This window comes from Flavobacterium anhuiense, assembly GCF_050990855.1.
GTDB classification, from domain to species: domain Bacteria; phylum Bacteroidota; class Bacteroidia; order Flavobacteriales; family Flavobacteriaceae; genus Flavobacterium; species Flavobacterium anhuiense_C.
Genome location: NZ_CP158861.1, coordinates 3,642,509 through 3,664,082, shown reverse-complemented (window position 1 = coordinate 3,664,082; position 21,574 = coordinate 3,642,509). Strand labels below are relative to the sequence as shown.

Genomic DNA, 21,574 nt, shown 5'->3' with positions numbered 1-21,574 from the left:
ATTTTTAAAAAATCCCTGTAGATATAAGGATTAGAAGCGGAATACTGCCTTTCCATTCTTTACGAAGACTTAGCAAACCGCGATGTAAAAGATTACTGGCAGATTGATAGTTTACATCCAACAAATCTGCTATTTGATCAACACTTAATCCTTGATGATAACGTAAATACAAAGCCTCTTTTTGACGGCCTGGCAAATCATTCAATAATTTATTCAAGTATAAAACACGTTCGGCCGTTACTTCATCTTCAACCAATCGGTTCTCTATAGAAAAGTCAAAAAGAAACTCTAAAACATCTGTAGTTGTAGTTTTTCGAAACACATGATCTCTTTCGTGCAAACGAGCAATTCTCTTTCTAACACTAGAAAGCAGGTAAGCCTTAACAATCACATTATCTTGAAGAGAATCACGGTACAACCAAATATCAGCAAAAACATCTTGAATACAATCTTGCACTTTCTCATCATACGGACAAAGTGAATTACCGTAATTGATCAAATCTCTATAATATTTCTCAAAAAGTAAAGAGAATGATTTCTCGTTACCATTTTTCAAATTATTCCATAGAATAAAATCGTCTAAAACTTTGTTTTTTAAAATTTGGCTCATACAAAAAGCTTTGGGGTGCAAAATCCAATCATTATAGACATTTCTAGAATAACAAGATTACGATCGTCGATTAAATAGTTTAAATTACAATCTTTCCTAGGAATTAAAACTAACACATAAAACTTTTAATTTAACAAAAATTAAACAAGTGTTTTACATTTAAATCAATCTAAATCCATGCTAAAAGAAACGAATTTTAACATTATTTTTTATTTTTGTGTGATAAATATAAAAAAGCAAATAATAAAAACCCAATTTATTACAAAATATTACAACTTTTTCGAAATTTATCAGAATTTGTCATTAATTTTTAGATTAAACTTAAATTTACCATAATTTAAATTTTAATTAACTAATCAGATGTAGCACCTTTATCTTTTAAACAATTATATAGCATTTTTAGAGCAATCTTGAAAGAGTAAAGAGTTAACAAATCGAATTTTCATACCCTAAAATAAAAAAGCCTTACTAAAAATAGTAAGGCTTCTCTGTTATTTTTTAAACAACTTAAAAAGCAACATTCCATCTCGGCAATTTTCCATTTTCATCTAGAAAGTTTTGCAAAACTTGTCCTTCAACAGCAGTTGGAATCGCTTTTACATCTCCTGCAAAAGTTTCATACCAAACTACTTCAAGCTCAGAAATACTTTCTAATTTCATTTGAGCTGGCCAAGAATATTTTCTTCCAGTTTTAGCAAATTGGTGACCGTTTACGATTTTATCGTATAATCCGCCATTTTTACTTTTTAAAGTTCCATCATTTTGAACAGTTCCTGTAGAACCAACCATGATCAATTCTTTCTCCTCACCTTCAACAGCATAAACAACAAAAATTCCTGCACTTCCTTCTGGAGCGTTGCAAACTTCTTCTAAACTATCATTTACAGTAAACGTAAAACTGCTTGTTGATTTAAATTTTTCTAATTCTTTACTCATTTTTCTTGTTTTAAGCTCCTAAGACATTAAGTTCTTTAGTTGCTAAGTTTTAAAATATATTCCAGACATTTTAAAAATGTAAAAAAGTCTCAACAGAATATTGAGACTTTTTTGGAATTTGTTATTTTGAGACTTGAAGATTATCCAAGTACTTCTTTTACTTTTTTACCAATTTCAGCTGGTGAATCAACAACGTGAATTCCGTTGTCTCTCATAATTTGTTTTTTAGCAGCAGCTGTATCATCAGAACCTCCAACAATTGCACCTGCGTGACCCATTGTTCTACCTGCAGGAGCAGTTTCTCCAGCGATAAAACCAATAACTGGTTTACGGTTACCATCAGCTTTTACCCATTTAGCAGCATCAGCCTCTAATTGACCTCCAATTTCACCAATCATAATGATTGCCTCAGTTTCTGGATCATTCATTAATAATTCAACCGCTTCTTTAGTTGTAGTTCCAATAATTGGATCTCCACCAATACCGATAGCTGTTGTGATTCCTAAACCTTGTTTTACAACTTGGTCAGCAGCTTCATAAGTTAAAGTTCCTGATTTAGAAACGATACCAACTGTTCCTTTTTTGAAAACGAAACCTGGCATAATACCAACTTTAGCTTCACCTGGAGTAATAACACCTGGACAGTTTGGACCAATTAATCTTGAATTTCTTTCTTTAACATAATTATTTGCTTTAATCATATCTGCTACAGGAATTCCTTCTGTAATAGCAATAATTACTTTAATTCCAGCATCAGCAGCTTCCATAATTGCATCAGCAGCAAAAGCTGGCGGAACAAAAATGATAGAAGTATCAGCACCAGCTTGATCAACAGCATCTTTTACTGTATTAAAAACTGGACGATCTAAATGGCTAGTACCACCTTTTCCTGGAGTTACACCTCCAACAACATTAGTACCGTACTCAATCATTTGAGAAGCGTGGAAAGTTCCTTCACTTCCTGTAAATCCCTGAACAATTATTTTGGAATCTTTATTAACTAAAACACTCATGATATATATTTTATGTAGTTTTTAAATTTGTGTTGCAAAAATAAGGTTTTGTAATGTATTTTGCCTCTTTTATTGTCAAAAAAATATTAAGAAAATTGACTCATTTGATAACCTCTATAAAGTTTATCATCTTTTATCTGCCAAATAGTTGCAAAATGTGCCAAAAGCATTTCTTCTCTCGGATTCTCGATTGTTTTTACAAAATGAGAATAACGCACTGATACTAAATCATCTTCGCTAATTATATGGGTAATTCTAACTTTAGAACGCACATAAGCGCGGCTCAAATCATTGGCCATCTCAAGTATAGAATTGTAATCCATTTGAATAAAACCTTTACTACTGTTCCATTCAAGCGTAACATCAGGATGCAGATATGTTTTTAAAATTTCGCTATCAATTAAGGCATCTGACTTATAAAATTTCTGAACAAATTCTTTAATAGACATATTACTTCAATTTACTTAAAATTTCAGGAATCTTCTTAATATTGGCTAATTGTTTCAACTTTTCTCTAGATTCTTCGATTGGAGTACCAAAATACGATTTTCCGCCTTCAACAGACTTTGTTACCCCCGTCTGTCCCATTACGACAGCTTTTGCGCCAATTGTAATACCACTAGTAGTTCCAACTTGTCCCCATAAAGTTACTTCGTCTTCTATAATTACACAACCTGCAATACCAGTTTGAGATGCAATCAGACATTTCTTTCCAATTACGGTATCATGACCGACATGTACTTGATTGTCTAATTTACTTCCAGCACCAATTGTTGTATCTCCTGTAACGCCTTTATCAATTGTGCATAAAGCCCCAATTCCAACATTATCTTCAATAACAACTCTTCCTCCAGAAACTAACTGATCGAATCCTTCTGGACGCTTTTTATAATAGAAAGCATCGGCACCTAAAATAGTTCCCGCATGTATAATTACATTATCACCAATAATAGTATGATCGTAGATAGATACATTTGAATGAATTAGACAGTTTTTACCAATTTTTACATTATTTCCAACAAAAGAATTAGGCTGAATTACAGTGCCCTCTCCTATTTCTGCTGATGGAGCAATAGCTACATTAGCAAACTGAAATGGCTTAAAATGTCTGGTAAGAATATTAAAATCTCTAAATGGATCATCAGAAATTAGCAACGCTTTACCTTCTGGACATTCTACTTCTTTGTTTATTAAAACAATAGTTGCAGCCGATTGCAAAGCTTTGTCATAGTATTTTGGATGGTCTACAAAAACAATATCTCCAGGCTCTACAACGTGTATCTCGTTCATGCCTAATACTTGAAAGTCTTTGTCTCCGATAAATTTGCAATTAAGCAAATTGGCAATTTCTTGTAAAGAATGACTCTTTGGAAATTTCATATAGTATAATTAGAAAATTTGTCAATTAGAAAATGAGTCAATTACAAAATTATATCAATCCGAAAATTATCTGATCGACTCATTGTCAAATTATCTTAATTAGAAAATGAGTCAATTAGAATGTGAATATACAAAATTATGTCGATTCACAAATTATCTAATTGACTCATTGTCAAATTATCTTAATTAAGATAACTATTCTTTAACACGCTCCATGTAAGAACCTGAAGCTGTATCGATTTTAATTTTATCACCTTCGTTGATGAACAACGGAACGTTGATGTTTGCACCAGTTTCTACTGTAGCATTTTTTGTTGCGTTTGTAGCAGTATTTCCTTTTACTCCTGGCTCCGCGTAAGTAACTTCTAAAATTACAGAAGCTGGCATATCTACTGATAAAGGCAAATCTGTTTCTGTATTGATCTGAACCATTACATTTGTTCCTTCTTTTAACAAATCTGGAGCATCCAAAATGTTTTTATTTAAAGAAATTTGCTCAAATGTTTCAGCATTCATGAAGTGAAATTCATCTCCTTCTGGATATAAATATTGGAAAGTATGCGTTTCAACACGAATAACATCAATTTTATGACCTGCTGAAAAAGTATTGTCCAATACTTTTCCTGAAGTTAAACTTTTCAATTTAGTTCTTACGAAAGCTGGACCTTTTCCAGGTTTTACGTGAAGAAATTCAATAATTTTATAGATATCGTGATTAAATTTAATGCACAATCCGTTTCTAATATCTGATGTAGATGCCATTTGTTTTTTTTATTTTAGATTTTAGAGTGCAGATTTTAGATTTTTTAAAACTTAAAATCAACACATTTTTTAATGTTTCTTTTATTCTTTAGCTTAGAAATCTAATATCAGAAATCTAAACTCTAAAATTAATAGTTCCCTGAGTAACCTTTCATAATTCCTCGAGATGAATTTCTGATAAAATCTAAAATTTCATCTCTTTCAGGAGTTGCTTCCATTTCAGCTTCAATAATACTTAAAGCTTGAGTTGTATTGTAATTCTTTTGGTATAAAATTCTGTAAATCTCCTGAATTTCTCTAATTTTTTCAGTTGTAAACCCTCTTCTTCTTAAACCTACAGAGTTAATCCCAACGTAAGACAATGGTTCTTTTGCCGCTTTAGTAAAGGGTGGAACGTCTTTTCTAACCAAAGATCCTCCAGAAATCATAGCATGATCTCCAATATGAATAAATTGGTGAATTGCTGCCAAACCACCAATAACAGCATGATTTCCAACAACCACGTGACCTGCCAAAGCAACACCATTTACGATAATTGCATTGTTTCCAATTTCACAATCGTGCGCGATGTGAGCATAAGCCATTACTAAACAATTGTTTCCAATTACAGTCTGGCCAGAAGCTACTGTTCCTCTATTTATAGTTACACATTCTCTAATAGTACAATTATCACCGATAATAGCAAGAGAATCTTCACCTCCGAATTTTAAATCTTGTGGCACTGCAGAAATTACTGCTCCTGGAAAAATATTACAATTTTTTCCGATACGAGCTCCTTCCATAATGGTCACGTTTGAACCAATCCAAGTACCATCACCAATAACAACATTATTGTGAATTGTTGTAAATGGCTCTATTACAACGTTTTTAGCGATTTTTGCGCCTGGATGAACATATGCTAATGGTTGATTCATCTGTATGTTTTATATTTTTAATTAAAATATTTCTGATTTGAAGCAACAAACCTAAACAATAAATTTGATAATTTATTATTGTTTTCTTGCTATTTGTGCCATTAATTCTGCCTCAGTAACTAATTTACCATTTGCATACGCGTTTGCTTGCATATGACAAATTCCTCTTCTGATAGGAGAAATCAACTCACATTTGAAAATTAAAGTATCCCCTGGCAATACTTTGTGTTTAAATTTAACATTATCAATTTTCATGAAGTATGTCAAATAATTTTCAGGATCTGGAACAGTACTTAATACTAAAATTCCTCCCGTTTGCGCCATTGCTTCTACAATTAATACACCTGGCATAACTGGAGCTTCTGGGAAGTGACCTACGAAGAAGTTCTCGTTCATAGTAACATTTTTCAATCCTACCACGTGACGATCAGACATCTCGATAATTCTGTCTATTAACAAGAATGGTGGTCTATGAGGTAACATAGACATGATTTTATGAATATCCATCAATGGTTCTTGATGCAAATCATAAGTTGGAACATGATTTCTCTGCTCTATTTTGATAATTTTAGCCAATTTCTTTGCAAACTGAGTATTTACAAAGTGACCTGGTTTATTAGCTATAATTTTTCCTTGGATACGTACTCCAATTAAAGATAAATCTCCAATAACGTCAAGCAGTTTATGTCTTGCCGCTTCGTTTGGATAATGCAAAGTTAAGTTGTCTAAAACGCCATTTGGTTTCACAGAAATTTCATCTTTTCCAAATGCCTTCTTTAGATTTTCCATTGTAGACTCAGAGATTTCTTTATCTACATAAACAATTGCATTGTTTAAATCTCCACCTTTAATAAGTCCGTGCTCTAACAAAGATTCTAATTCGTGAAGAAAACTAAACGTTCTAGAACTTGCAATTTCAGATTTAAAATCTGCTAAACTTTTCAAAGTAGCATTTTGAGTACCTAAAACTTTAGTACCAAAATCTACCATAGTTGTTACTTGATACTCATCGCTTGGCATCACAAGAATTTCGCTTCCTGTAGCTTCGTCTGTAAAAGAAATAACTTCTTTTACTACATAAACATTACGGCTTGCATCTTGCTCTTCGATACCAGCTTTTTCTATCGCTTCAACAAAATATTTTGATGAACCATCCATAATTGGAAGTTCAGAGGCATTCAATTCAATAATAACATTATCCAAATCGCAACCAACTACCGCAGCCAAAACGTGCTCTGGTGTTTGAATCTTTACACCTAGTTTCTCAAGATTTGTTCCTCTTTGAGTATTAACAACATAATTAGCATCAGCTTCAATTACTGGTTGACCTTGCAAATCTACTCTTACAAAAGTGAAACCATTATTAACGGGTGCAGGTTTAAAAGTCATTGTAACTTCTTTTCCAGTGTGTAAACCAACTCCTGTTAGCGAAATTTCATTTTTGATGGTCTTCTGTTTAACCATTATTTCCATTTTTTGGGTTTATTATTTGTTTTTTTAATTCTTCAACTTGAGCCACAATTTTAGGCAGATTCTTAAAATGAACATACGATTTATTAAAATCTGTATATCCAAGAGATGGAGTTCCCTGTAAAACTTCATCATCTTTAATGTTTCTGGCTACACCCGATTGTGCTTGAAGCCTTACATTATTTCCTATTGTCAAATGACCTGCAATACCTACCTGTCCACCAATCATGCAATTTTCACCAATTTTTGTAGAACCAGCAACACCACTTTGAGCAGCTATCACAGTATTTTTTCCAATTTCCACATTATGGGCAATCATGATCTGATTGTCTAATTTAACTCCCTTTCTAATAATTGTAGAACCAAGAGTTGCTCTGTCAATTGTAGTATTTGCACCAACATCTACATTATCTTCAATAATAACGTTTCCAATTTGAGGCACTTTACTATATTCACCGTTTTCATTTGGAGCAAAACCAAAACCGTCAGCGCCAATAATAACACCAGAGTGAATCGTACAATTGTTTCCAATTACAGTTTCAGAGTAAATTTTTGCTCCAGCAAAAATAAAAACATTGTCACCAATAGTAACATTGTCGCCAATAAAACTATTTGGATAAATTTTCACATTATTGCCTAAAACTACATTTTGTCCGATATAACTAAAACTGCCTAAATATAGATTTTCTCCACATTTTGTACCTTCAGACATAAATGACTGAGGCTCAATTCCTGTTTTATTTAACTTTACCTGATTATAAAAATGTAAAAGCTTAGAAAACGCCGCATAAGCATCTTCCACTTTAATTAGTGTAGTTGTAATTTCCTGTTCCGGAATAAAGCTATCGTTAACAATTGTTACTGTCGCTTTTGTCGTATATATAAAATTGATATACTTTGGATTAGCCAAAAAAGTAAGCGATCCTTCTTCTCCTTCCTCGATTTTAGAAAGCTTAGAAACTTCTGCATTGGGATTCCCAACAACTTCTCCTTCTAAAATTCCTGCTATTTGTTCTGCTGTAAATTTCATCGCGACAAAAATATAAAAAATAGGTTTTAAATGTTAATTTTATATAAGTTGTTTTGGGAAACAGATATAATATTTTGTCACCAATTTAGATAACGATTTCAAATTCAGCTGATCAGAAGCTTCAACAACATCCTCAATTGTTTTATCTTTTTTCAAAATACGAATAGGTTCTGCTTCTTTACTGTAGGCTTGATTTTTAATCTTTCCTCTAAAAATAAAATATCCTGCATCTAATTGGCTAATATGATGCTGACTTGCAAATTTTTCTTTCAATGCCTGAGATTCTTCCATAGAAACTTTCTCGGCACTCATTTTAATTTTAAGCAAATCTCTATTGATGATCATTTTACTTAAAGTGCTTAAAACAAAATCATCTTGCTTTTGCCAAGCTTTTAAAGCACTAATAATATCAAAATCATCTAATTGCGAAAACAAATCTAATTTCTCTGCATCAAAATCTTCAAGCGTAATTTTATTGTGCATAAAATAAGAGAGCGGTTCGCTGCAAGGTAGATCTACTCCTTTCAGAACCAATTCTTTTGCTCTTTTTAATACTTTCATTAAAATTAATTCGGCAACCAAGCTTGTTTTATGCAAGTATGCTTGCCAATACATTAATCTCCTAGAAAGCAGAAATTTCTCCACAGAATAGATTCCTTTTTCCTCGATTACCAAAACATCATTTTCTACATTCATCATCTGAATCAAACGTTCAGAATTTACATTTCCTTCAGCAACACCTGTATAAAAGCTATCTCGTTTTAAGTAATCCATTCGATCCATATCCAACTGACTTGAGATCAATTGCAACATGAATTTTCTATGGTATTCTCCTTTAAAAACCTGAATAGCTAAACTTAATCTTCCTCCGAATTCCTCATTCAGCTGATTCATAAACAATAAAGAAATGGCTTCATGGTGCACATCTTCAACAATACTTTTCTCCATTGCATGAGAAAATGGCCCATGCCCTATATCATGAAGTAAAATTGCAATTAAAAGTGCATTCTCTTCTTCATCAGAAATCACAACATCTTTAAAACGAAGCGTGTCAATTGCTTTTTTCATCAAATGCATACATCCTAAAGCATGATGAAAACGAGTATGATTGGCTCCTGGATATACTAAATACGATAATCCCATCTGCGAAATACGGCGTAAACGCTGGAAATAAGGATGCTGAATTAAGTCGTAAACTAGTGCATTTGGAATCGTAATGAAACCATATATAGGATCGTTGAATATTTTAAGTTTATTGATCTGAGTCACAGTCCGGTTATTTTTTTGGTCAACAAATATAAGTAAATAAGTATAAAGAGTTCGGTGTTTTTTATTTAAAAATCCAATCCTAAATTACGATGATTATCAATAAAATACATTTAAAAATGTTAAAATTCAAAATAAAATCATGCCTCAACTTTGGTAATTTTATACTATTTTTAATACTTTTTAAGTTCTATAACTTTAAATTGCAGTAAAATTAAATTGATTTATGGATAAGATAAAAATACTTTGGGTCGACGATGAAATCGATCTTTTAAAGCCACACATATTATTTCTAGAAAAAAAGAATTACGAAGTTACCACTTGCAACAACGGACTTGACGCCATTGCTTTGTTTGAAGAAGATAATTTTGATATCGTTTTTCTAGACGAAAACATGCCTGGAATGAGCGGATTGGAAACGCTTTCTGAAATGAAAGAAAAGAAGTCAGCTATTCCGATGATCATGATTACCAAGAGCGAGGAAGAATATATAATGGAGGAAGCGATTGGTTCTAAAATCGCCGATTATCTAATTAAACCCGTAAATCCGAATCAGATTCTATTGAGTTTGAAGAAAAATCTAGACGATTCGAGATTAATTACCGAAAAAACTACTTTAGATTACCAGAAAGAATTCAGAAAAATTTCAATGGAATTGGCAATGGTTAATTCGTATGAAGACTGGATCGAATTGTATAAAAAACTGCTTTTCTGGGAATTAAAATTGGAAGACATTAACGATACGGCAATGATTGAGATTTTGGAATCTCAAAAAGTTGAAGCCAATTCTCAATTTGGAAAATTTATTGAAAGAAATTATGAAGATTGGTTTGCGCCGAAAGCAGACAAACCAATTCAGTCTAACACCTTATTTAAAGAATTAGTTGTACCCGAACTTAAAAAGAAAGACAAACCGATTCTTTTTGTGGTAATCGACAATCTTCGTTACGACCAATGGAAAGCTTTTGAAGGTGTAATTTCAAATTATTACAAACTTGAAAAAGAGGTTCCGTACTATTCTATTCTACCAACCGCTACGCAATATGCCAGAAACTCAATTTTCTCTGGTTTAATGCCTTTGGAAATGGAGAAACAATTTCCTCAATATTGGAAAAATGACGTTGACGATGGCGGTAAAAATCTTTATGAAGCTGAATTTTTATCAGCTCAACTGAAACGTTTAGGTTTAAACATTAAAGAAGATTATTTTAAAATCACCAACTACGCTGGAGGAAAAAAATTAGCCGAAAATTTTAAAGCACTAAAAGAAAACGACTTAGTTACCGTAGTTTACAACTTTGTTGATATGCTTTCTCATGCCAAAACAGAAATGGAAGTGGTAAAAGAATTAGCTTCAGACGATAAAGCGTATCGCTCCTTAACTTTAAGCTGGTTTAAAAATTCTCCTTTATTAGAAATTATCCAGCAAGCACAGCTTTTAGGATTCAAACTGATTCTAACTACAGACCACGGAACAATTAATGTAAAAAATCCGTCGAAAGTGGTGGGAGATAAAAACACAAGTCTAAATTTGCGTTATAAAACTGGCCGTAGTTTAACATACGAGCAAAAAGATGTTTATGTCGTAAAAGAGCCTAAAACAATTGGTTTACCCGCAATAAACATGAGCAGTTCGTTTATTTTTGCTAAAAACGATTTCTTTTTGGCCTATGTAAACAACTACAATCATTATGTGAGTTATTATAAAAATACGTATCAGCACGGAGGAATTTCATTAGAAGAAATGATTATTCCGTTTTTGGTTTTTAATCCTAAATAAAATATTGCCACGAATTCCACGAATTTTCAATAATTTATTTTTAAGCAAAAAAGTAAATTTAATTCGCGAAAATTTGTGAAATTCGTGGCAAAAATAAACACAACAATGAATATCGTTTTTTCATTAGATCAAATTCAAGAAGTTGCCGAACAGATTATAGCTTCAAACCCAAAAAAAATCATTCTTTTTAATGGTGAAATGGGAGTTGGAAAAACTACCTTGATCAAACAGCTTTGCAAAAGTTTAGGAGTTCAAGACGCTACAAGCAGTCCTACTTTTTCTCTTGTAAACGAATACCAAACCATTAATAATCAAACCGTTTACCACTTTGATTTCTATAGATTAAATAAAGAAACCGAAGCGCTAGATATGGGCGTGGACGATTATTTATATTCTGGAAATTGGTGTTTTATTGAATGGTCTGAAAAAATTGCAAGTTTGATCCCAGAAGAACATTCTACCTTAAATATTGAATTGCTTCCTGACGGAAAAAGAGAATTAAAACTAGTTTCAACAAATGACTAATGACAACGAGCACAACTGCATCGATTCAGACCATTTGTTAAGCAGCATCAAAAGCAATATTAAAAAACATGGACTTCAAGTTATTATAGTTGAAGCTACAGATTATTTACCCTCATTTGCATACAGCATTGGACTATGGCAAAAGTATAATCATCCCGAAATAATTTGTTTTGGATTCTCTAATTCACTCCTTCATACTTTAATTAATGATGTTTCGGAAATAATTAAAAAAAACGAATCAATCATTACAGGAAAAAATTATTCAAATATTTTTGAAGAAAGCAGAGCTGAATTTTTAGACGTCCATCCTGATAATATTTCTGACTATTTTGGTTCTGCCATAAATTTCTACAACAGCCAAGATTTCCCTGCTCTTCAATTAGTTTGGACAGATCGAAATGATAAATTTCCTTGGGAAGAAAACTTCGAAGAAGAATTCCTCTACAAACAACCATTGCTTGATAGAAATTATGATTTTAAATTTCGAGAACCAAAGAACCTAACCTCTTTTACAACAAAACAATGGCTTGAAGGAAAACCAATACTTAATGTTTATCATGATGATGATGGCGATTGGCAATTTTTGACTGACGATGATTCATCATCTGAAAATATAATTATTGTTGCACTCGAACAAATAGTATTAAAAGACAACTCTTTGAATCAAGTTTTTAACTTAGAATATGGCGAGGAAGCAGAGAGAGAATATGTTGGAGCAAAATGGACAAGAAAAAAAACTGAAACCAAAGAATATTAGATCTTAGTCAGTTTGTGAAATATTTTAATGGAAGAGAAAAAAGACTATTAAATCAAAAAAAAATATCTTAACATTCGTTTTGCAGTATTAGCAGAATTTTTACACTAATTCTAAAACTTTTTACGTAATTTGTACTCTTAATTTTTTGCACTATCCATGTCAATCACGTTAACTCCGTTTACAAAACAACAATTAATACCGCAGGAAGAAAAACTTGAGGTTGGTCGTTTTAAAAGAGAACTTTTTATAGGAATTCCTAAAGAAACAAGTTATCAAGAACGTCGTATCTGTCTTACGCCCGATGCGGTCAATTCTTTAACTTACGAAGGTCATCGCGTTATGATCGAATCTGGAGCCGGAGAAAGTTCGAGTTATACAGACAAAGAATATGCTGACGCCGGTGCAGAAATTACAAAAGACACTAAGAGAGTCTTTGGTTGCCCGTTTCTATTAAAAGTAGAACCGCCAACTTTAGCCGAAATCGAAATGATAAATCCTGAAACGGTTATTATTTCAGCAATTCAGCTTAAAACCAAAAAGAAAGAATATTTTGAAGCTCTTGCTAAAAAGAAAATCACAGCATTAGCTTTTGAATATATCAAAGACGAAGACGGATCTTATCCTGCTGTAAAATCCCTAAGCGAAATTGCGGGAACGGCTTCAATCCTTATTGCTGCTGAATTAATGATTACAGACGAATTCGGAAAAGGGCTTTTATTCGGCAATATTACTGGCGTACCTCCTACTGAAGTTGTCATTTTAGGAGCTGGAACAGTTGGCGAATTTGCTGCTAAAACAGCAATTGGATTGGGTGCAAACGTAAAAGTATTTGATAATTCCATTACCAAATTGCGTCGTCTACAAAACAATTTAAGTCAAAGAATTTTCACTTCAACCATACAGCAAAAAGGTTTATTAAAAGCTTTAAGACGTTGCGATGTCGCTATTGGTGCGATGCGCGGAAAAGAACGCTGTCCGATTGTTGTAAACGAAACTATGGTAGAGCACATGAAAAAAGGTGCTGTAATTGTTGACGTTAGCATCGATACTGGAGGCTGTTTTGAAACTTCGGAAGTGACGACTCACGAAAAGCCTACCTTTATAAAAAGCAATGTTTTACACTACTGTGTACCCAATATACCTTCACGTTATTCCAAAACCGCTTCATTATCAATAAGTAACATCTTAACACCTTATCTACATCAGATAGCCGAAGATGGTGGTATTGAAAGTGCAATTCGATGCAATAAAGGACTAAAAAATGGAATCTATTTGTACCATGGAATTTTAACTAATAAAGCTATCGGCGACTGGTTCGATTTGCCAGATAACGATATTAATTTACTTGTATTTTAAGGGAACTTTAATGTACCTTTGCAAAAAAATTATTTCATGAAGTTCGTACATCGTTTTGCATATTATCTGATAGGTCTCGTAATGGGATGTTTTATTGTATCAGGATTTTTTATCGGAAAAGATACTCGTTGTAATTATTTTCCAAATGCAAGAGTTTTAAATAATCTTAGAACAAAACCCTTTCAATATTCTCCAAAAGCAGTTCAAACATTAAGCGAAAAATGGGTTGACACTGCAGATGTCAAAAACACTTTAACTTATGGAGATGTTGATTTTGATCAAAGTAACGTTCCTTTAAAAGGAGGAAAATTATATATCATTGAAGGAAAAACAGCTAAAAATCAAGAAATTATTTTAAAGGTAGTTAATTTTGAAAATAAAGCTGTTCTAGAAGAAATCATTAAGAAAGAAGGAGAAAAATAATTTTCCTTCTCTTTAAAACCACTCTATTCCTTCAATACCTTTAGATTTCAGGAAAGCATTTGTTTGGCTAAAATGCTTGTTCCCAAACCATTTACCCTGATTAGCACTCATTGGTGACGGATGTCCTGATTCTAAAATATAATGCTTTGAACGATCAATTTTTGATCCTTTTTTCTGAGCAAAACTTCCCCATAAAAGAAAAACAATGTTTTCTTTCTGATCAGAAATAGCCTGAATTACAGCATCGGTAAAGAGATTCCATTTTAAATGTTTATGACTATTTGGACTATCTTTTCTCACGGTCAGCGAAGCATTCAAAAGTAAAATTCCTTGTTTTGCCCAATTTTCAAGATTACCAGAATTTGGCATAAAAATCGAATCAAAATCGGTATTTATTTCTCTGAAAATATTGCGAAGCGACGGAGGAATTTTAACATTATCATTTACCGAAAAGCTCAAACCATTGGCTTCTCCTTCTCCATGGTAAGGATCTTGTCCAATAATTACAACTTTCAAGTTTGAAAAACTGCAATTATTGAAAGCGGAAAAAATCAATTCAGCTGGCGGATAACAAGTATGAGTTTTATACTCAACATCTAGCGCATCCATCAATTCCTTAAAATACGGTTTCTGAATTTCGTCTTTCAAAACAGTTTGCCAATCTTGAGATAAATTAATTTTCATTTTAAAATTTTATTACAAATTACGCAAAGTTTTCTTCAAAGTGCCAATAAATAATGCATTTTAGTTTCAAAACTTTGTAACTTTGAAATCTTACAACATACGATATATAATGGTATCTATTACAGAAAAAACATTACAAGATTTACAATTTCCAACCGTACTTGAAACCATTTCTGATGGTTGCAATACTGATATTGGAAAAGAAAAGGCTTTACAAATAAAACCATTTAGAGATAAGGAAGAATTAATGCAATCTTTGATGCAGACATCAGAATATGTATCTTCTTTTCAAAACAATAACGCCATTCCGAATCATGGATTTGACGCCATCACGCATGAAATTAAGTTTCTTGCAATCGAAGACAGTTTTCTTGAAGTAGGAAGTTTTAGAAAAATCGCTAATCTTTCTGCTACAACAAATGTCTTATTAAATTTCTTGAAAAAATTCGATGATTATTATCCGAATCTTAATGCAAGAGCTTCAAGAGTAGAATTAACAAAAGACATCATCACTGCAATCGATGCTATCGTAGATAAATACGGAGAAATTAAAGACAACGCTTCTCCTGCTCTAGCTGGAATTCGCCAGAATATGAATTTGGTTCGCGGAAAAGTGAATCAAAGTTTTGGTGTGGCTCTAACTCAATATAATAGTTTAGGTTATCTAGACGACATTAAAGAAAGTTTTGTTCAGAACCGTAGAGTTTTAGCGGTTTTAGCCATGTACCGCCGTAAAATAAAAGGTTCTATTTTAGGAAGTTCCAAAACAGGAAGCATTGCTTATATTGAACCAGAAGCAACTTTAAAATATTCTAGAGAATTAGCCAATTTAGAATATGAAGAAAAAGAAGAAATTACGAGAATTTTAAAGAATTTATCGAACGTGATTCGTCCGTATCTTCCTTTATTAGTTGAATATCAAGATTTCTTAAGTGATATTGATGTAGTTGCTGGAAAAGCAAAATATGCCAATCGAATCAACGGAATCTTACCAACCATTACAGAAGAAAGAAGATTATTCTTTAGAGAAGCGTATCATCCAATTTTGTATTTGAATAATAAACAAAAAAAGGAAGTTACGCACCCGCAAACCATTGAACTTAAACAAGAAAACAGAATCATTGTAATTTCTGGACCAAACGCTGGAGGAAAAACTATTTCTTTAAAGACAGTAGGTTTATTACAGCTAATGTTGCAATCTGGAATCTTAATTCCGGTTCACGAAAGAAGTGAAACTTTCTTATTTGATAGAATCCTGACAGATATTGGAGACAACCAATCTATTGAAAATCATTTAAGCACTTATAGTTACCGATTAAAAAACATGAATTACTTTTTGAAGAAATGCAATAGAAAAACCATGTTTTTAATTGACGAATTCGGTACAGGTTCTGATCCTGAATTGGGAGGTGCTTTGGCTGAAATTTTCTTGGAAGAATTTTACCACCGTGAAGCTTTTGGAATTATCACAACACATTATTCTAATTTAAAAATTCTTGCAAACGAATTGCCATACGCAACAAATGCAAACATGATGTTTGACGAAAAGTCATTAGAGCCAATGTATAAATTAGCATTGGGTCAAGCCGGAAGTTCGTTTACTTTTGAAGTTGCTCAGAAAAACGGAATCCCATTTGGATTGATTAATCGTGCGAAAAAGAAAATCGAAGTTGGAAAAGTTCGTTTTGATAAAACCATCGCAACACTTCAAAAAGAAAGATCGAAGCTGGAAAAAACTTCTTTGAATTTAAAAGAGGAAGAAACCAGAGCGCGTGAAGAAAGTAAAAAGATGGAAAACATCAATACTAAAATTCAGCAGAAATTAGAAAGCTATCAGGAATTGTACGACAGTAACCAAAAGATAATTTACATCGGACAAAAAATTGATGATATCGCGGAGAAGTATTTCAACAACAAAAACAAAAAAGAACTTATTGGTGAATTCTTGAAAATTGTTGAGATTGAAAATTCGAAACGTAAAAAAGCAACTCCGAAAGAAGTAAAAGCAAAAGTTGAAAAACAAAAAGAAATTATCGCTGAAGTTCAGGTAAAAGTTGAAGAAATACGAAAAGAGAAAAAAGAGAAAAAACTTAAACCTGTTGTAGAAAAACCAAAACCAATTTTAAAAGTTGGCGATCGAGTAAGGATGCTAGACGGAAGATCTGTTGGAAGTATCGATTCTATCGAAAAAAATAAAGCGACGGTCAATTATGGCATTTTTACTTCGAAGGTAAGTTTGGACGAACTGGAATTGGTTGAAGCAGTTAAAAAATAAGTTTTCAGTCACTAAAAAAGACTAAAATCAAAATAAAGCGATTTAAAAGACGTTTTATTTTTTAAAGCAAAATATGATTACTTATTTTTAAAATTCGATTTAAATCAATTTATGAAAGCTGTTTTTAATTTGTTTTTTCTATAAAAACCAATAAAGCAATAGATAAAAATAATTAGTAAAATATAGTGAACTTTGTCAAAGTTTTACCTTTAAAACAATAAAATGGAAAGCCTTCCAAAAAACAAAAAAATAGTTCTTTTTGACGGAGTTTGTAATCTCTGCAGTTCTGCGGTACAGTTTATTATCAAACACGACAAAAAAGATATTTTTAGATTTGTTGCGTTGCAATCTGATTTAGGAATTTCAATATGTAAACATTTAGGAATCAGTTTTTCTAAAATGGATAGTATTATTTTATACGACCCCGGAACGGCATATTTCTACAAGTCTTCGGCAATTTTGGAAATCGCTAAAAATTTTGGCGGACTTTGGAAATTAACTCCTATTTTTAGAATTGTGCCCATTTTTATTAGTGACAGAATTTATGATTATGTTGCGAAGAATAGATACAATTGGTATGGAAAAAAAGAAAGCTGTATGATTCCTACTCCGGAGTTGAGAGCCAAATTTTTATAAAATCCAAATTACCTCAATATTGTCATTTCGACGCAAGGAGAAATCTCCGTAAGTAGCTCCGTTCCAATTGGCTAATCTTTATAGAGTTTCTCGCGGAGATTTCTCCTTGCGTCGAAATGACACACTAAGTAAAAAACTTAAAAACAGAAAAAATCCCAAATTCACATCAATTGGAATTTGGGATTTTTTATATTGAAATTTTCAGATTTATTATCTGATCAATTTTTTGTATTTCAAACGTTTAGGAGTTAAATCACCGCCAAGACGTTTCTTTTTATTTTCTTCATAATCAGAGAAACTTCCCTCGAAGAAATAAACTTCAGAATCTCCTTCAAACGCTAAGATATGTGTACAAATTCTATCTAAGAACCATCTATCGTGAGAAATAATAACTGCACAACCTGCAAAGTTCTCCAAACCTTCTTCAAGAGCTCGAAGTGTATTTACGTCAAGGTCATTCGTTGGCTCATCCAGCAAAAGTACATTTCCTTCTTCTTTCAAAGTCATCGCTAAGTGTAAGCGGTTACGTTCTCCACCCGAAAGCATTGATACTTTTTTGTTTTGCTCACCGCCACCAAAGTTAAAACGTGATAAATAAGCTCTTGAGTTCACTTGCTTTCCACCCATCATAATCAATTCCTGTCCATCTGCAAAGTTTTCCCAAATCGATTTATTAGGATCAATATTAGCATGCGACTGATCTACGTAAGCGATTTTTACAGTTTCTCCAACTGAAAACTCACCACTGTCAGTAGCTTGTTCACCCATAATCATTTTAAAAATAGTCGACTTACCAGCACCGTTTGGCCCGATAATACCAACAATACCAGCTTGCGGCAAAGTAAAGTTCAAATTATCGTATAACAATTTATCACCAAAAGCTTTCGCAACATTTTTAGCTTCAATAACATTTGTTCCTAAACGAGGACCATTTGGAATGTAGATTTCTAATTTCTCGTCTAGTTGTTTTTGATCTTCATTTAATAATTTGTCGTAGTTCTGTAAACGTGCTTTTTGTTTCGTCTGACGACCTTTTGCACCCTGACGAACCCAATCCAACTCACGCTCCAACGTTTTTCTACGTTTAGAAGCGACTTTTTCTTCTTGAGCCAAACGGTTTGATTTTTGATCTAGCCAAGAAGAGTAATTTCCTTTCCATGGAATACCTTCTCCTCTATCCAACTCAAGAATCCAACCTGCAACATTATCCAAGAAATAACGGTCGTGCGTTACAGCAATTACAGTTCCAGCATATTGCGCTAAGTGCTGCTCTAACCATAGAACTGACTCAGCATCAAGGTGGTTGGTAGGCTCATCTAATAGCAATACATCTGGTTGTTGCAACAACAAACGACATAAAGCAACACGACGACGCTCACCTCCAGAAAGGTTTTTAATTGGCGTATCACCTTCTGGCGTACGCAATGCATCCATCGCAATTTCTAATTTTGTATCGATTTCCCAAGCGCCAAGAGCATCAATCTTATCTTGTAAAGCCGCTTGACGATCCATTAATTTATCCATTTTATCTGGATCCGAATAGTTTTCTTCAAGACCAAATAAATCATTAATCTGATTGTATTCTTCTAAAACTGCCATTGTTTCTGCAGCTCCTTCTCGAACAATTTCGATAACTGTTTTAGAATCATCCAAAATTGGTTCTTGCTCTAAATATCCTACTGTATAGCCTGGTTGAAAAACTACATCTCCTTGGTAGTTTTTATCAACTCCAGCAATAATTTTTAAAAGAGAAGATTTTCCTGAACCATTAAGTCCCAAAATACCAATCTTAGCACCATAAAAGAAACTAAGGTAAATATTTTTAAGAACCGGTTTGTCTGCTCCTTGATAGGTTTTACTCAATTTTTGCATTGAGAAAATTACTTTCTTATCGTCTGACATTTTTTATTTTTTATTATAATTATTATTTCTTTCTGAATTTTGACATTTTAAACCCTGCCTTTTAAAGCATTGAATACCCAAGCATTAGCAAAAAAACCAACTCCTACAGCACCAAATCCCCAACCAGAAACATCACTGTATCTAAAGATTCCAAGACCTATAAGTAACAATCCCATAAGTACCATTATTAAAGTGGCCCATCCTAAAATGGTGTTTTTATTCATTCCCATAATTGTGTAAATATTGTTAGTGGCAATTTTTTAGAAACGCAAATATCGTGAATTTTAATGGCTTAATTAAATATTTTATACAGCATTTCTTTTAGCAGATCCGATTGAGGTAAAGCATTAGCCCCCACACCTTTACTCTTAATATCAATATCTCGTAACGCCCCAACAATCTGACTTACCTTTCGCATCGGATAATTTTTTACTGCCAAATCGTATTCTTTCAAGAAATAAGGATTTACCCCCAATGCTGATGCTACATTTTTCGGACTTTTATCTTTTAGGCCGTGGTACTTTAGAAGCTGTACAAAGAATCCAAATACCAATCCTGTTGTCATAACTAATGGATATTCTTTTGGATTATGTGCAAAATTCTCTGCTATCTTATAAGCTTTCAGCTGATTGCGTTCCCCAATTGCTTTTCGAAGCTCGAATACATTATAATCTTTACTAAAACCAATATTTTCCTCGATATGTTCTGCCGTAATCATAGTGCCTTGTGGCAAAATAATTTGTAATTTTTCTAGCTCATTATTGATTTTACTCAAATCTGTACCTAAAAACTCAACTAACATAGCATTGGCTTTTGGATCAATAGTATATTTTTTTCCTGCTAGAACACGCTTAATCCAATCTCCTACTTGATTTTCGTATAATTTTTTACTTTCGTAAACGACACCTTTTTGCCCTAATAATTTGGTAACTTTTTTACGTTTATCAAGAGTCTTATATTTATAGCAAAAAACCAAAACCGTTGTTTGCATCGGATTATCCACATACGATTCGATTTTATCTATTGTTCTGGATAAATCCTGCGCTTCTTTTACTATAACAACTTGACGTTCAGCCATCATAGGATAGCGCTTGGCCGTTGAAACAATATCTTCTATAGATACGTCTCTTCCATACAAAACTGTCTGATTAAAACCTCGTTCTTCTTCAGCCAAAACATTTTCTTCAATATACTCCGATAACTTATCTATATAATAAGGTTCTTCACCCATTAAAAAGTAAATCGGTTTAATATCTCCGGCTTTAATTTCGTTGACAATTTTTACTACTTCGTCCATTTAAAATTTGTTTCAAGTTTTAGGCTTCATGTTCATTTCAATAACTTGAAACTTTAAACTTGAAACCTGAAACTATTTTAATTATTTTTGCTTTATGCTTAAACTTAATTTCCCTGCTTATACTTTCCGATTCAAAAATAGCGAAAATAAAGTGTCTATTTTTGATGAAATCAGGAAAAAATTTATAATTCTTACGCCAGAAGAATGGGTTCGCCAGCACGTTGTTCATTATCTGATGCATGAAAAAAAATACCCCAAATCACTTATAAACGTAGAAAAAGTTTTAACTGTCAACGGATTACGAAAACGATATGACATCGTTGTATTTAATCCAAATGGCACTATACATATATTAGTAGAATGTAAAGCGCCAGAAGTTAAAATCTCGCAAGCAACTTTTGATCAAATTGCGCGTTACAATATGACAATGCAGGCACGGTTTTTGAATGTAACAAACGGACTAAACCATTTTTATTGTCAAATGGATTTTGAAAACGAAAAATATGAGTTTTTAAGAAACCTGCCTGATTATAAAGAAAACCATTAAAAAATAAATAA

General features: G+C 32.6%; 22 protein-coding genes. 8 read left to right on the top strand and 14 right to left on the bottom strand.

What is annotated here, in order from left to right; all coding sequences use genetic code 11:
* Nucleotides 1-4: 4 nt before the first annotated feature.
* From ABTV69_RS16295 to ABTV69_RS16250, 10 genes are all read right to left on the bottom strand, one after another.
* A complete protein-coding gene (locus tag ABTV69_RS16295; protein WP_433830596.1) occupies nt 5-610 on the bottom strand; it encodes an RNA polymerase sigma factor in 606 nt (201 codons plus the stop codon).
* A gap of 507 nt (nt 611-1,117) precedes the next feature.
* Entirely contained in the window at nt 1,118-1,546 is a 429-nt protein-coding gene (locus tag ABTV69_RS16290) for a hypothetical protein (protein WP_433830594.1), read from the bottom strand.
* 140 nt (nt 1,547-1,686) lie between these two features.
* Nucleotides 1,687-2,559, bottom strand: coding sequence for a succinate--CoA ligase subunit alpha (sucD, locus tag ABTV69_RS16285; protein WP_144212837.1), 873 nt, complete (start codon nt 2,557-2,559; stop codon nt 1,687-1,689).
* An 86-nt stretch (nt 2,560-2,645) separates the two neighbouring features.
* Nucleotides 2,646-3,008, bottom strand: a complete 363-nt coding sequence (locus tag ABTV69_RS16280) for a nuclear transport factor 2 family protein (RefSeq protein WP_433830592.1) — start codon at nt 3,006-3,008, stop codon at nt 2,646-2,648.
* Nucleotide 3,009: 1 nt separating this feature from the next.
* Nucleotides 3,010-3,939, bottom strand: a complete 930-nt coding sequence (locus tag ABTV69_RS16275; RefSeq protein WP_198855711.1) for a UDP-3-O-(3-hydroxymyristoyl)glucosamine N-acyltransferase — start codon at nt 3,937-3,939, stop codon at nt 3,010-3,012.
* Nucleotides 3,940-4,134: 195 nt separating this feature from the next.
* Nucleotides 4,135-4,701: an elongation factor P gene (gene efp, locus ABTV69_RS16270; protein ID WP_095929274.1), complete on the bottom strand. Its 567-nt coding sequence runs from the start codon at nt 4,699-4,701 to the stop codon at nt 4,135-4,137.
* Between the two features lie 128 nt (nt 4,702-4,829).
* The gene (gene lpxA, locus ABTV69_RS16265) at nt 4,830-5,615 is read right to left on the bottom strand and encodes an acyl-ACP--UDP-N-acetylglucosamine O-acyltransferase (RefSeq protein ID WP_433830589.1); all 786 of its coding nucleotides are present in this window, start codon (nt 5,613-5,615) and stop codon (nt 4,830-4,832) included.
* Between the two features lie 75 nt (nt 5,616-5,690).
* Entirely contained in the window at nt 5,691-7,079 is a 1,389-nt protein-coding gene (locus ABTV69_RS16260) for a bifunctional UDP-3-O-[3-hydroxymyristoyl] N-acetylglucosamine deacetylase/3-hydroxyacyl-ACP dehydratase (RefSeq protein ID WP_433830587.1), read from the bottom strand.
* The gene (lpxD, locus tag ABTV69_RS16255) at nt 7,072-8,115 is read right to left on the bottom strand and encodes a UDP-3-O-(3-hydroxymyristoyl)glucosamine N-acyltransferase (RefSeq protein ID WP_433830585.1); all 1,044 of its coding nucleotides are present in this window, start codon (nt 8,113-8,115) and stop codon (nt 7,072-7,074) included. Before lpxD ends, ABTV69_RS16260 begins: the two co-directional genes overlap by 8 nt.
* 39 nt (nt 8,116-8,154) lie before the next feature.
* On the bottom strand, nt 8,155-9,384 hold the full coding sequence (locus ABTV69_RS16250; protein ID WP_433830583.1) for an HD domain-containing protein: 1,230 nt from the start codon (nt 9,382-9,384) through the stop codon (nt 8,155-8,157).
* Between the two features lie 223 nt (nt 9,385-9,607).
* Here ABTV69_RS16250 and ABTV69_RS16245 point away from each other — a divergent pair, with 223 nt between their 5' ends.
* The 5 genes from ABTV69_RS16245 (at nt 9,608) to ABTV69_RS16225 (ending at nt 14,222) form a co-directional block, all read left to right on the top strand.
* The gene (locus ABTV69_RS16245) at nt 9,608-11,161 is read left to right on the top strand and encodes a PglZ domain-containing protein (protein ID WP_433830581.1); all 1,554 of its coding nucleotides are present in this window, start codon (nt 9,608-9,610) and stop codon (nt 11,159-11,161) included.
* A gap of 105 nt (nt 11,162-11,266) precedes the next feature.
* Nucleotides 11,267-11,686 carry a tRNA (adenosine(37)-N6)-threonylcarbamoyltransferase complex ATPase subunit type 1 TsaE gene (gene tsaE, locus ABTV69_RS16240; protein WP_433830579.1) on the top strand — a complete coding sequence of 140 codons (420 nt, stop codon included), beginning with the start codon at nt 11,267-11,269 and terminating at the stop codon, nt 11,684-11,686.
* A complete protein-coding gene (locus ABTV69_RS16235; RefSeq protein ID WP_433830577.1) occupies nt 11,679-12,443 on the top strand; it encodes a DUF4262 domain-containing protein in 765 nt (254 codons plus the stop codon). The genes tsaE and ABTV69_RS16235 overlap by 8 nt, the downstream gene beginning before the upstream one ends.
* Nucleotides 12,444-12,599: 156 nt before the next feature.
* Nucleotides 12,600-13,799, top strand: a complete 1,200-nt coding sequence (locus tag ABTV69_RS16230) for an alanine dehydrogenase (protein WP_379694406.1) — start codon at nt 12,600-12,602, stop codon at nt 13,797-13,799.
* Nucleotides 13,800-13,835: 36 nt separating this feature from the next.
* Complete coding sequence (locus ABTV69_RS16225) at nt 13,836-14,222, top strand: DUF4258 domain-containing protein (protein WP_433830575.1); 387 nt, start codon at nt 13,836-13,838, stop codon at nt 14,220-14,222.
* 12 nt (nt 14,223-14,234) lie between these two features.
* Here ABTV69_RS16225 and ABTV69_RS16220 read toward each other — a convergent pair whose 3' ends face one another.
* Nucleotides 14,235-14,906: a uracil-DNA glycosylase gene (locus ABTV69_RS16220; protein ID WP_433830573.1), complete on the bottom strand. Its 672-nt coding sequence runs from the start codon at nt 14,904-14,906 to the stop codon at nt 14,235-14,237.
* Nucleotides 14,907-15,015: 109 nt separating this feature from the next.
* On the opposite strand from ABTV69_RS16220, the gene ABTV69_RS16215 reads away from it, so the two are divergent.
* Nucleotides 15,016-17,181 carry an endonuclease MutS2 gene (locus ABTV69_RS16215; RefSeq protein WP_433836722.1) on the top strand — a complete coding sequence of 722 codons (2,166 nt, stop codon included), beginning with the start codon at nt 15,016-15,018 and terminating at the stop codon, nt 17,179-17,181.
* Nucleotides 17,182-17,403: 222 nt separating this feature from the next.
* Nucleotides 17,404-17,817 carry a thiol-disulfide oxidoreductase DCC family protein gene (locus ABTV69_RS16210; protein ID WP_433830571.1) on the top strand — a complete coding sequence of 138 codons (414 nt, stop codon included), beginning with the start codon at nt 17,404-17,406 and terminating at the stop codon, nt 17,815-17,817.
* Between the two features lie 210 nt (nt 17,818-18,027).
* Here the strand turns inward: ABTV69_RS16210 and ettA are convergent, their stop codons facing one another.
* The 3 genes from ettA to holA form a co-directional block, all read right to left on the bottom strand.
* Entirely contained in the window at nt 18,028-19,719 is a 1,692-nt protein-coding gene (gene ettA, locus ABTV69_RS16205; RefSeq protein ID WP_433830569.1) for an energy-dependent translational throttle protein EttA, read from the bottom strand.
* A gap of 47 nt (nt 19,720-19,766) precedes the next feature.
* Nucleotides 19,767-19,949 (bottom strand): CAL67264 family membrane protein, encoded by a 183-nt coding sequence (locus ABTV69_RS16200; RefSeq protein ID WP_008464023.1) that lies wholly within the window; start codon nt 19,947-19,949, stop codon nt 19,767-19,769.
* Between the two features lie 62 nt (nt 19,950-20,011).
* The gene (gene holA, locus ABTV69_RS16195; RefSeq protein ID WP_433830567.1) at nt 20,012-21,016 is read right to left on the bottom strand and encodes a DNA polymerase III subunit delta; all 1,005 of its coding nucleotides are present in this window, start codon (nt 21,014-21,016) and stop codon (nt 20,012-20,014) included.
* 94 nt (nt 21,017-21,110) lie between these two features.
* On the opposite strand from holA, the gene ABTV69_RS16190 reads away from it, so the two are divergent.
* The gene (locus ABTV69_RS16190) at nt 21,111-21,563 is read left to right on the top strand and encodes a type I restriction enzyme HsdR N-terminal domain-containing protein (protein WP_433830565.1); all 453 of its coding nucleotides are present in this window, start codon (nt 21,111-21,113) and stop codon (nt 21,561-21,563) included.
* The last annotated feature ends 11 nt before the right edge of the window (nt 21,564-21,574 follow it).

Excerpts from the sequence above, each read along its gene's own strand:
- ABTV69_RS16220 (WP_433830573.1), bottom strand. The coding sequence starts at position 14,906 with ATGAAAATTAATTTATCTCAAGATTGGCAAACTGTTTTGAAAGACGAA.
- ettA (WP_433830569.1), bottom strand. The coding sequence starts at position 19,719 with ATGTCAGACGATAAGAAAGTAATTTTCTCAATGCAAAAATTGAGTAAA.
- ABTV69_RS16210 (WP_433830571.1), top strand. The coding sequence starts at position 17,404 with ATGGAAAGCCTTCCAAAAAACAAAAAAATAGTTCTTTTTGACGGAGTT.
- lpxA (WP_433830589.1), bottom strand. The coding sequence starts at position 5,615 with ATGAATCAACCATTAGCATATGTTCATCCAGGCGCAAAAATCGCTAAA.
- ABTV69_RS16215 (WP_433836722.1), top strand. The coding sequence starts at position 15,016 with ATGGTATCTATTACAGAAAAAACATTACAAGATTTACAATTTCCAACC.
- ABTV69_RS16200 (WP_008464023.1), bottom strand. The coding sequence starts at position 19,949 with ATGGGAATGAATAAAAACACCATTTTAGGATGGGCCACTTTAATAATG.
- ABTV69_RS16260 (WP_433830587.1), bottom strand. The coding sequence starts at position 7,079 with ATGGTTAAACAGAAGACCATCAAAAATGAAATTTCGCTAACAGGAGTT.
- efp (WP_095929274.1), bottom strand. The coding sequence starts at position 4,701 with ATGGCATCTACATCAGATATTAGAAACGGATTGTGCATTAAATTTAAT.
- ABTV69_RS16230 (WP_379694406.1), top strand. The coding sequence starts at position 12,600 with ATGTCAATCACGTTAACTCCGTTTACAAAACAACAATTAATACCGCAG.
- tsaE (WP_433830579.1), top strand. The coding sequence starts at position 11,267 with ATGAATATCGTTTTTTCATTAGATCAAATTCAAGAAGTTGCCGAACAG.
- ABTV69_RS16280 (WP_433830592.1), bottom strand. The coding sequence starts at position 3,008 with ATGTCTATTAAAGAATTTGTTCAGAAATTTTATAAGTCAGATGCCTTA.
- ABTV69_RS16245 (WP_433830581.1), top strand. The coding sequence starts at position 9,608 with ATGGATAAGATAAAAATACTTTGGGTCGACGATGAAATCGATCTTTTA.
- ABTV69_RS16190 (WP_433830565.1), top strand. The coding sequence starts at position 21,111 with ATGCTTAAACTTAATTTCCCTGCTTATACTTTCCGATTCAAAAATAGC.
- holA (WP_433830567.1), bottom strand. The coding sequence starts at position 21,016 with ATGGACGAAGTAGTAAAAATTGTCAACGAAATTAAAGCCGGAGATATT.
- ABTV69_RS16225 (WP_433830575.1), top strand. The coding sequence starts at position 13,836 with ATGAAGTTCGTACATCGTTTTGCATATTATCTGATAGGTCTCGTAATG.
- ABTV69_RS16275 (WP_198855711.1), bottom strand. The coding sequence starts at position 3,939 with ATGAAATTTCCAAAGAGTCATTCTTTACAAGAAATTGCCAATTTGCTT.
- ABTV69_RS16235 (WP_433830577.1), top strand. The coding sequence starts at position 11,679 with ATGACTAATGACAACGAGCACAACTGCATCGATTCAGACCATTTGTTA.
- ABTV69_RS16290 (WP_433830594.1), bottom strand. The coding sequence starts at position 1,546 with ATGAGTAAAGAATTAGAAAAATTTAAATCAACAAGCAGTTTTACGTTT.
- sucD (WP_144212837.1), bottom strand. The coding sequence starts at position 2,559 with ATGAGTGTTTTAGTTAATAAAGATTCCAAAATAATTGTTCAGGGATTT.
- ABTV69_RS16295 (WP_433830596.1), bottom strand. The coding sequence starts at position 610 with ATGAGCCAAATTTTAAAAAACAAAGTTTTAGACGATTTTATTCTATGG.
- lpxD (WP_433830585.1), bottom strand. The coding sequence starts at position 8,115 with ATGAAATTTACAGCAGAACAAATAGCAGGAATTTTAGAAGGAGAAGTT.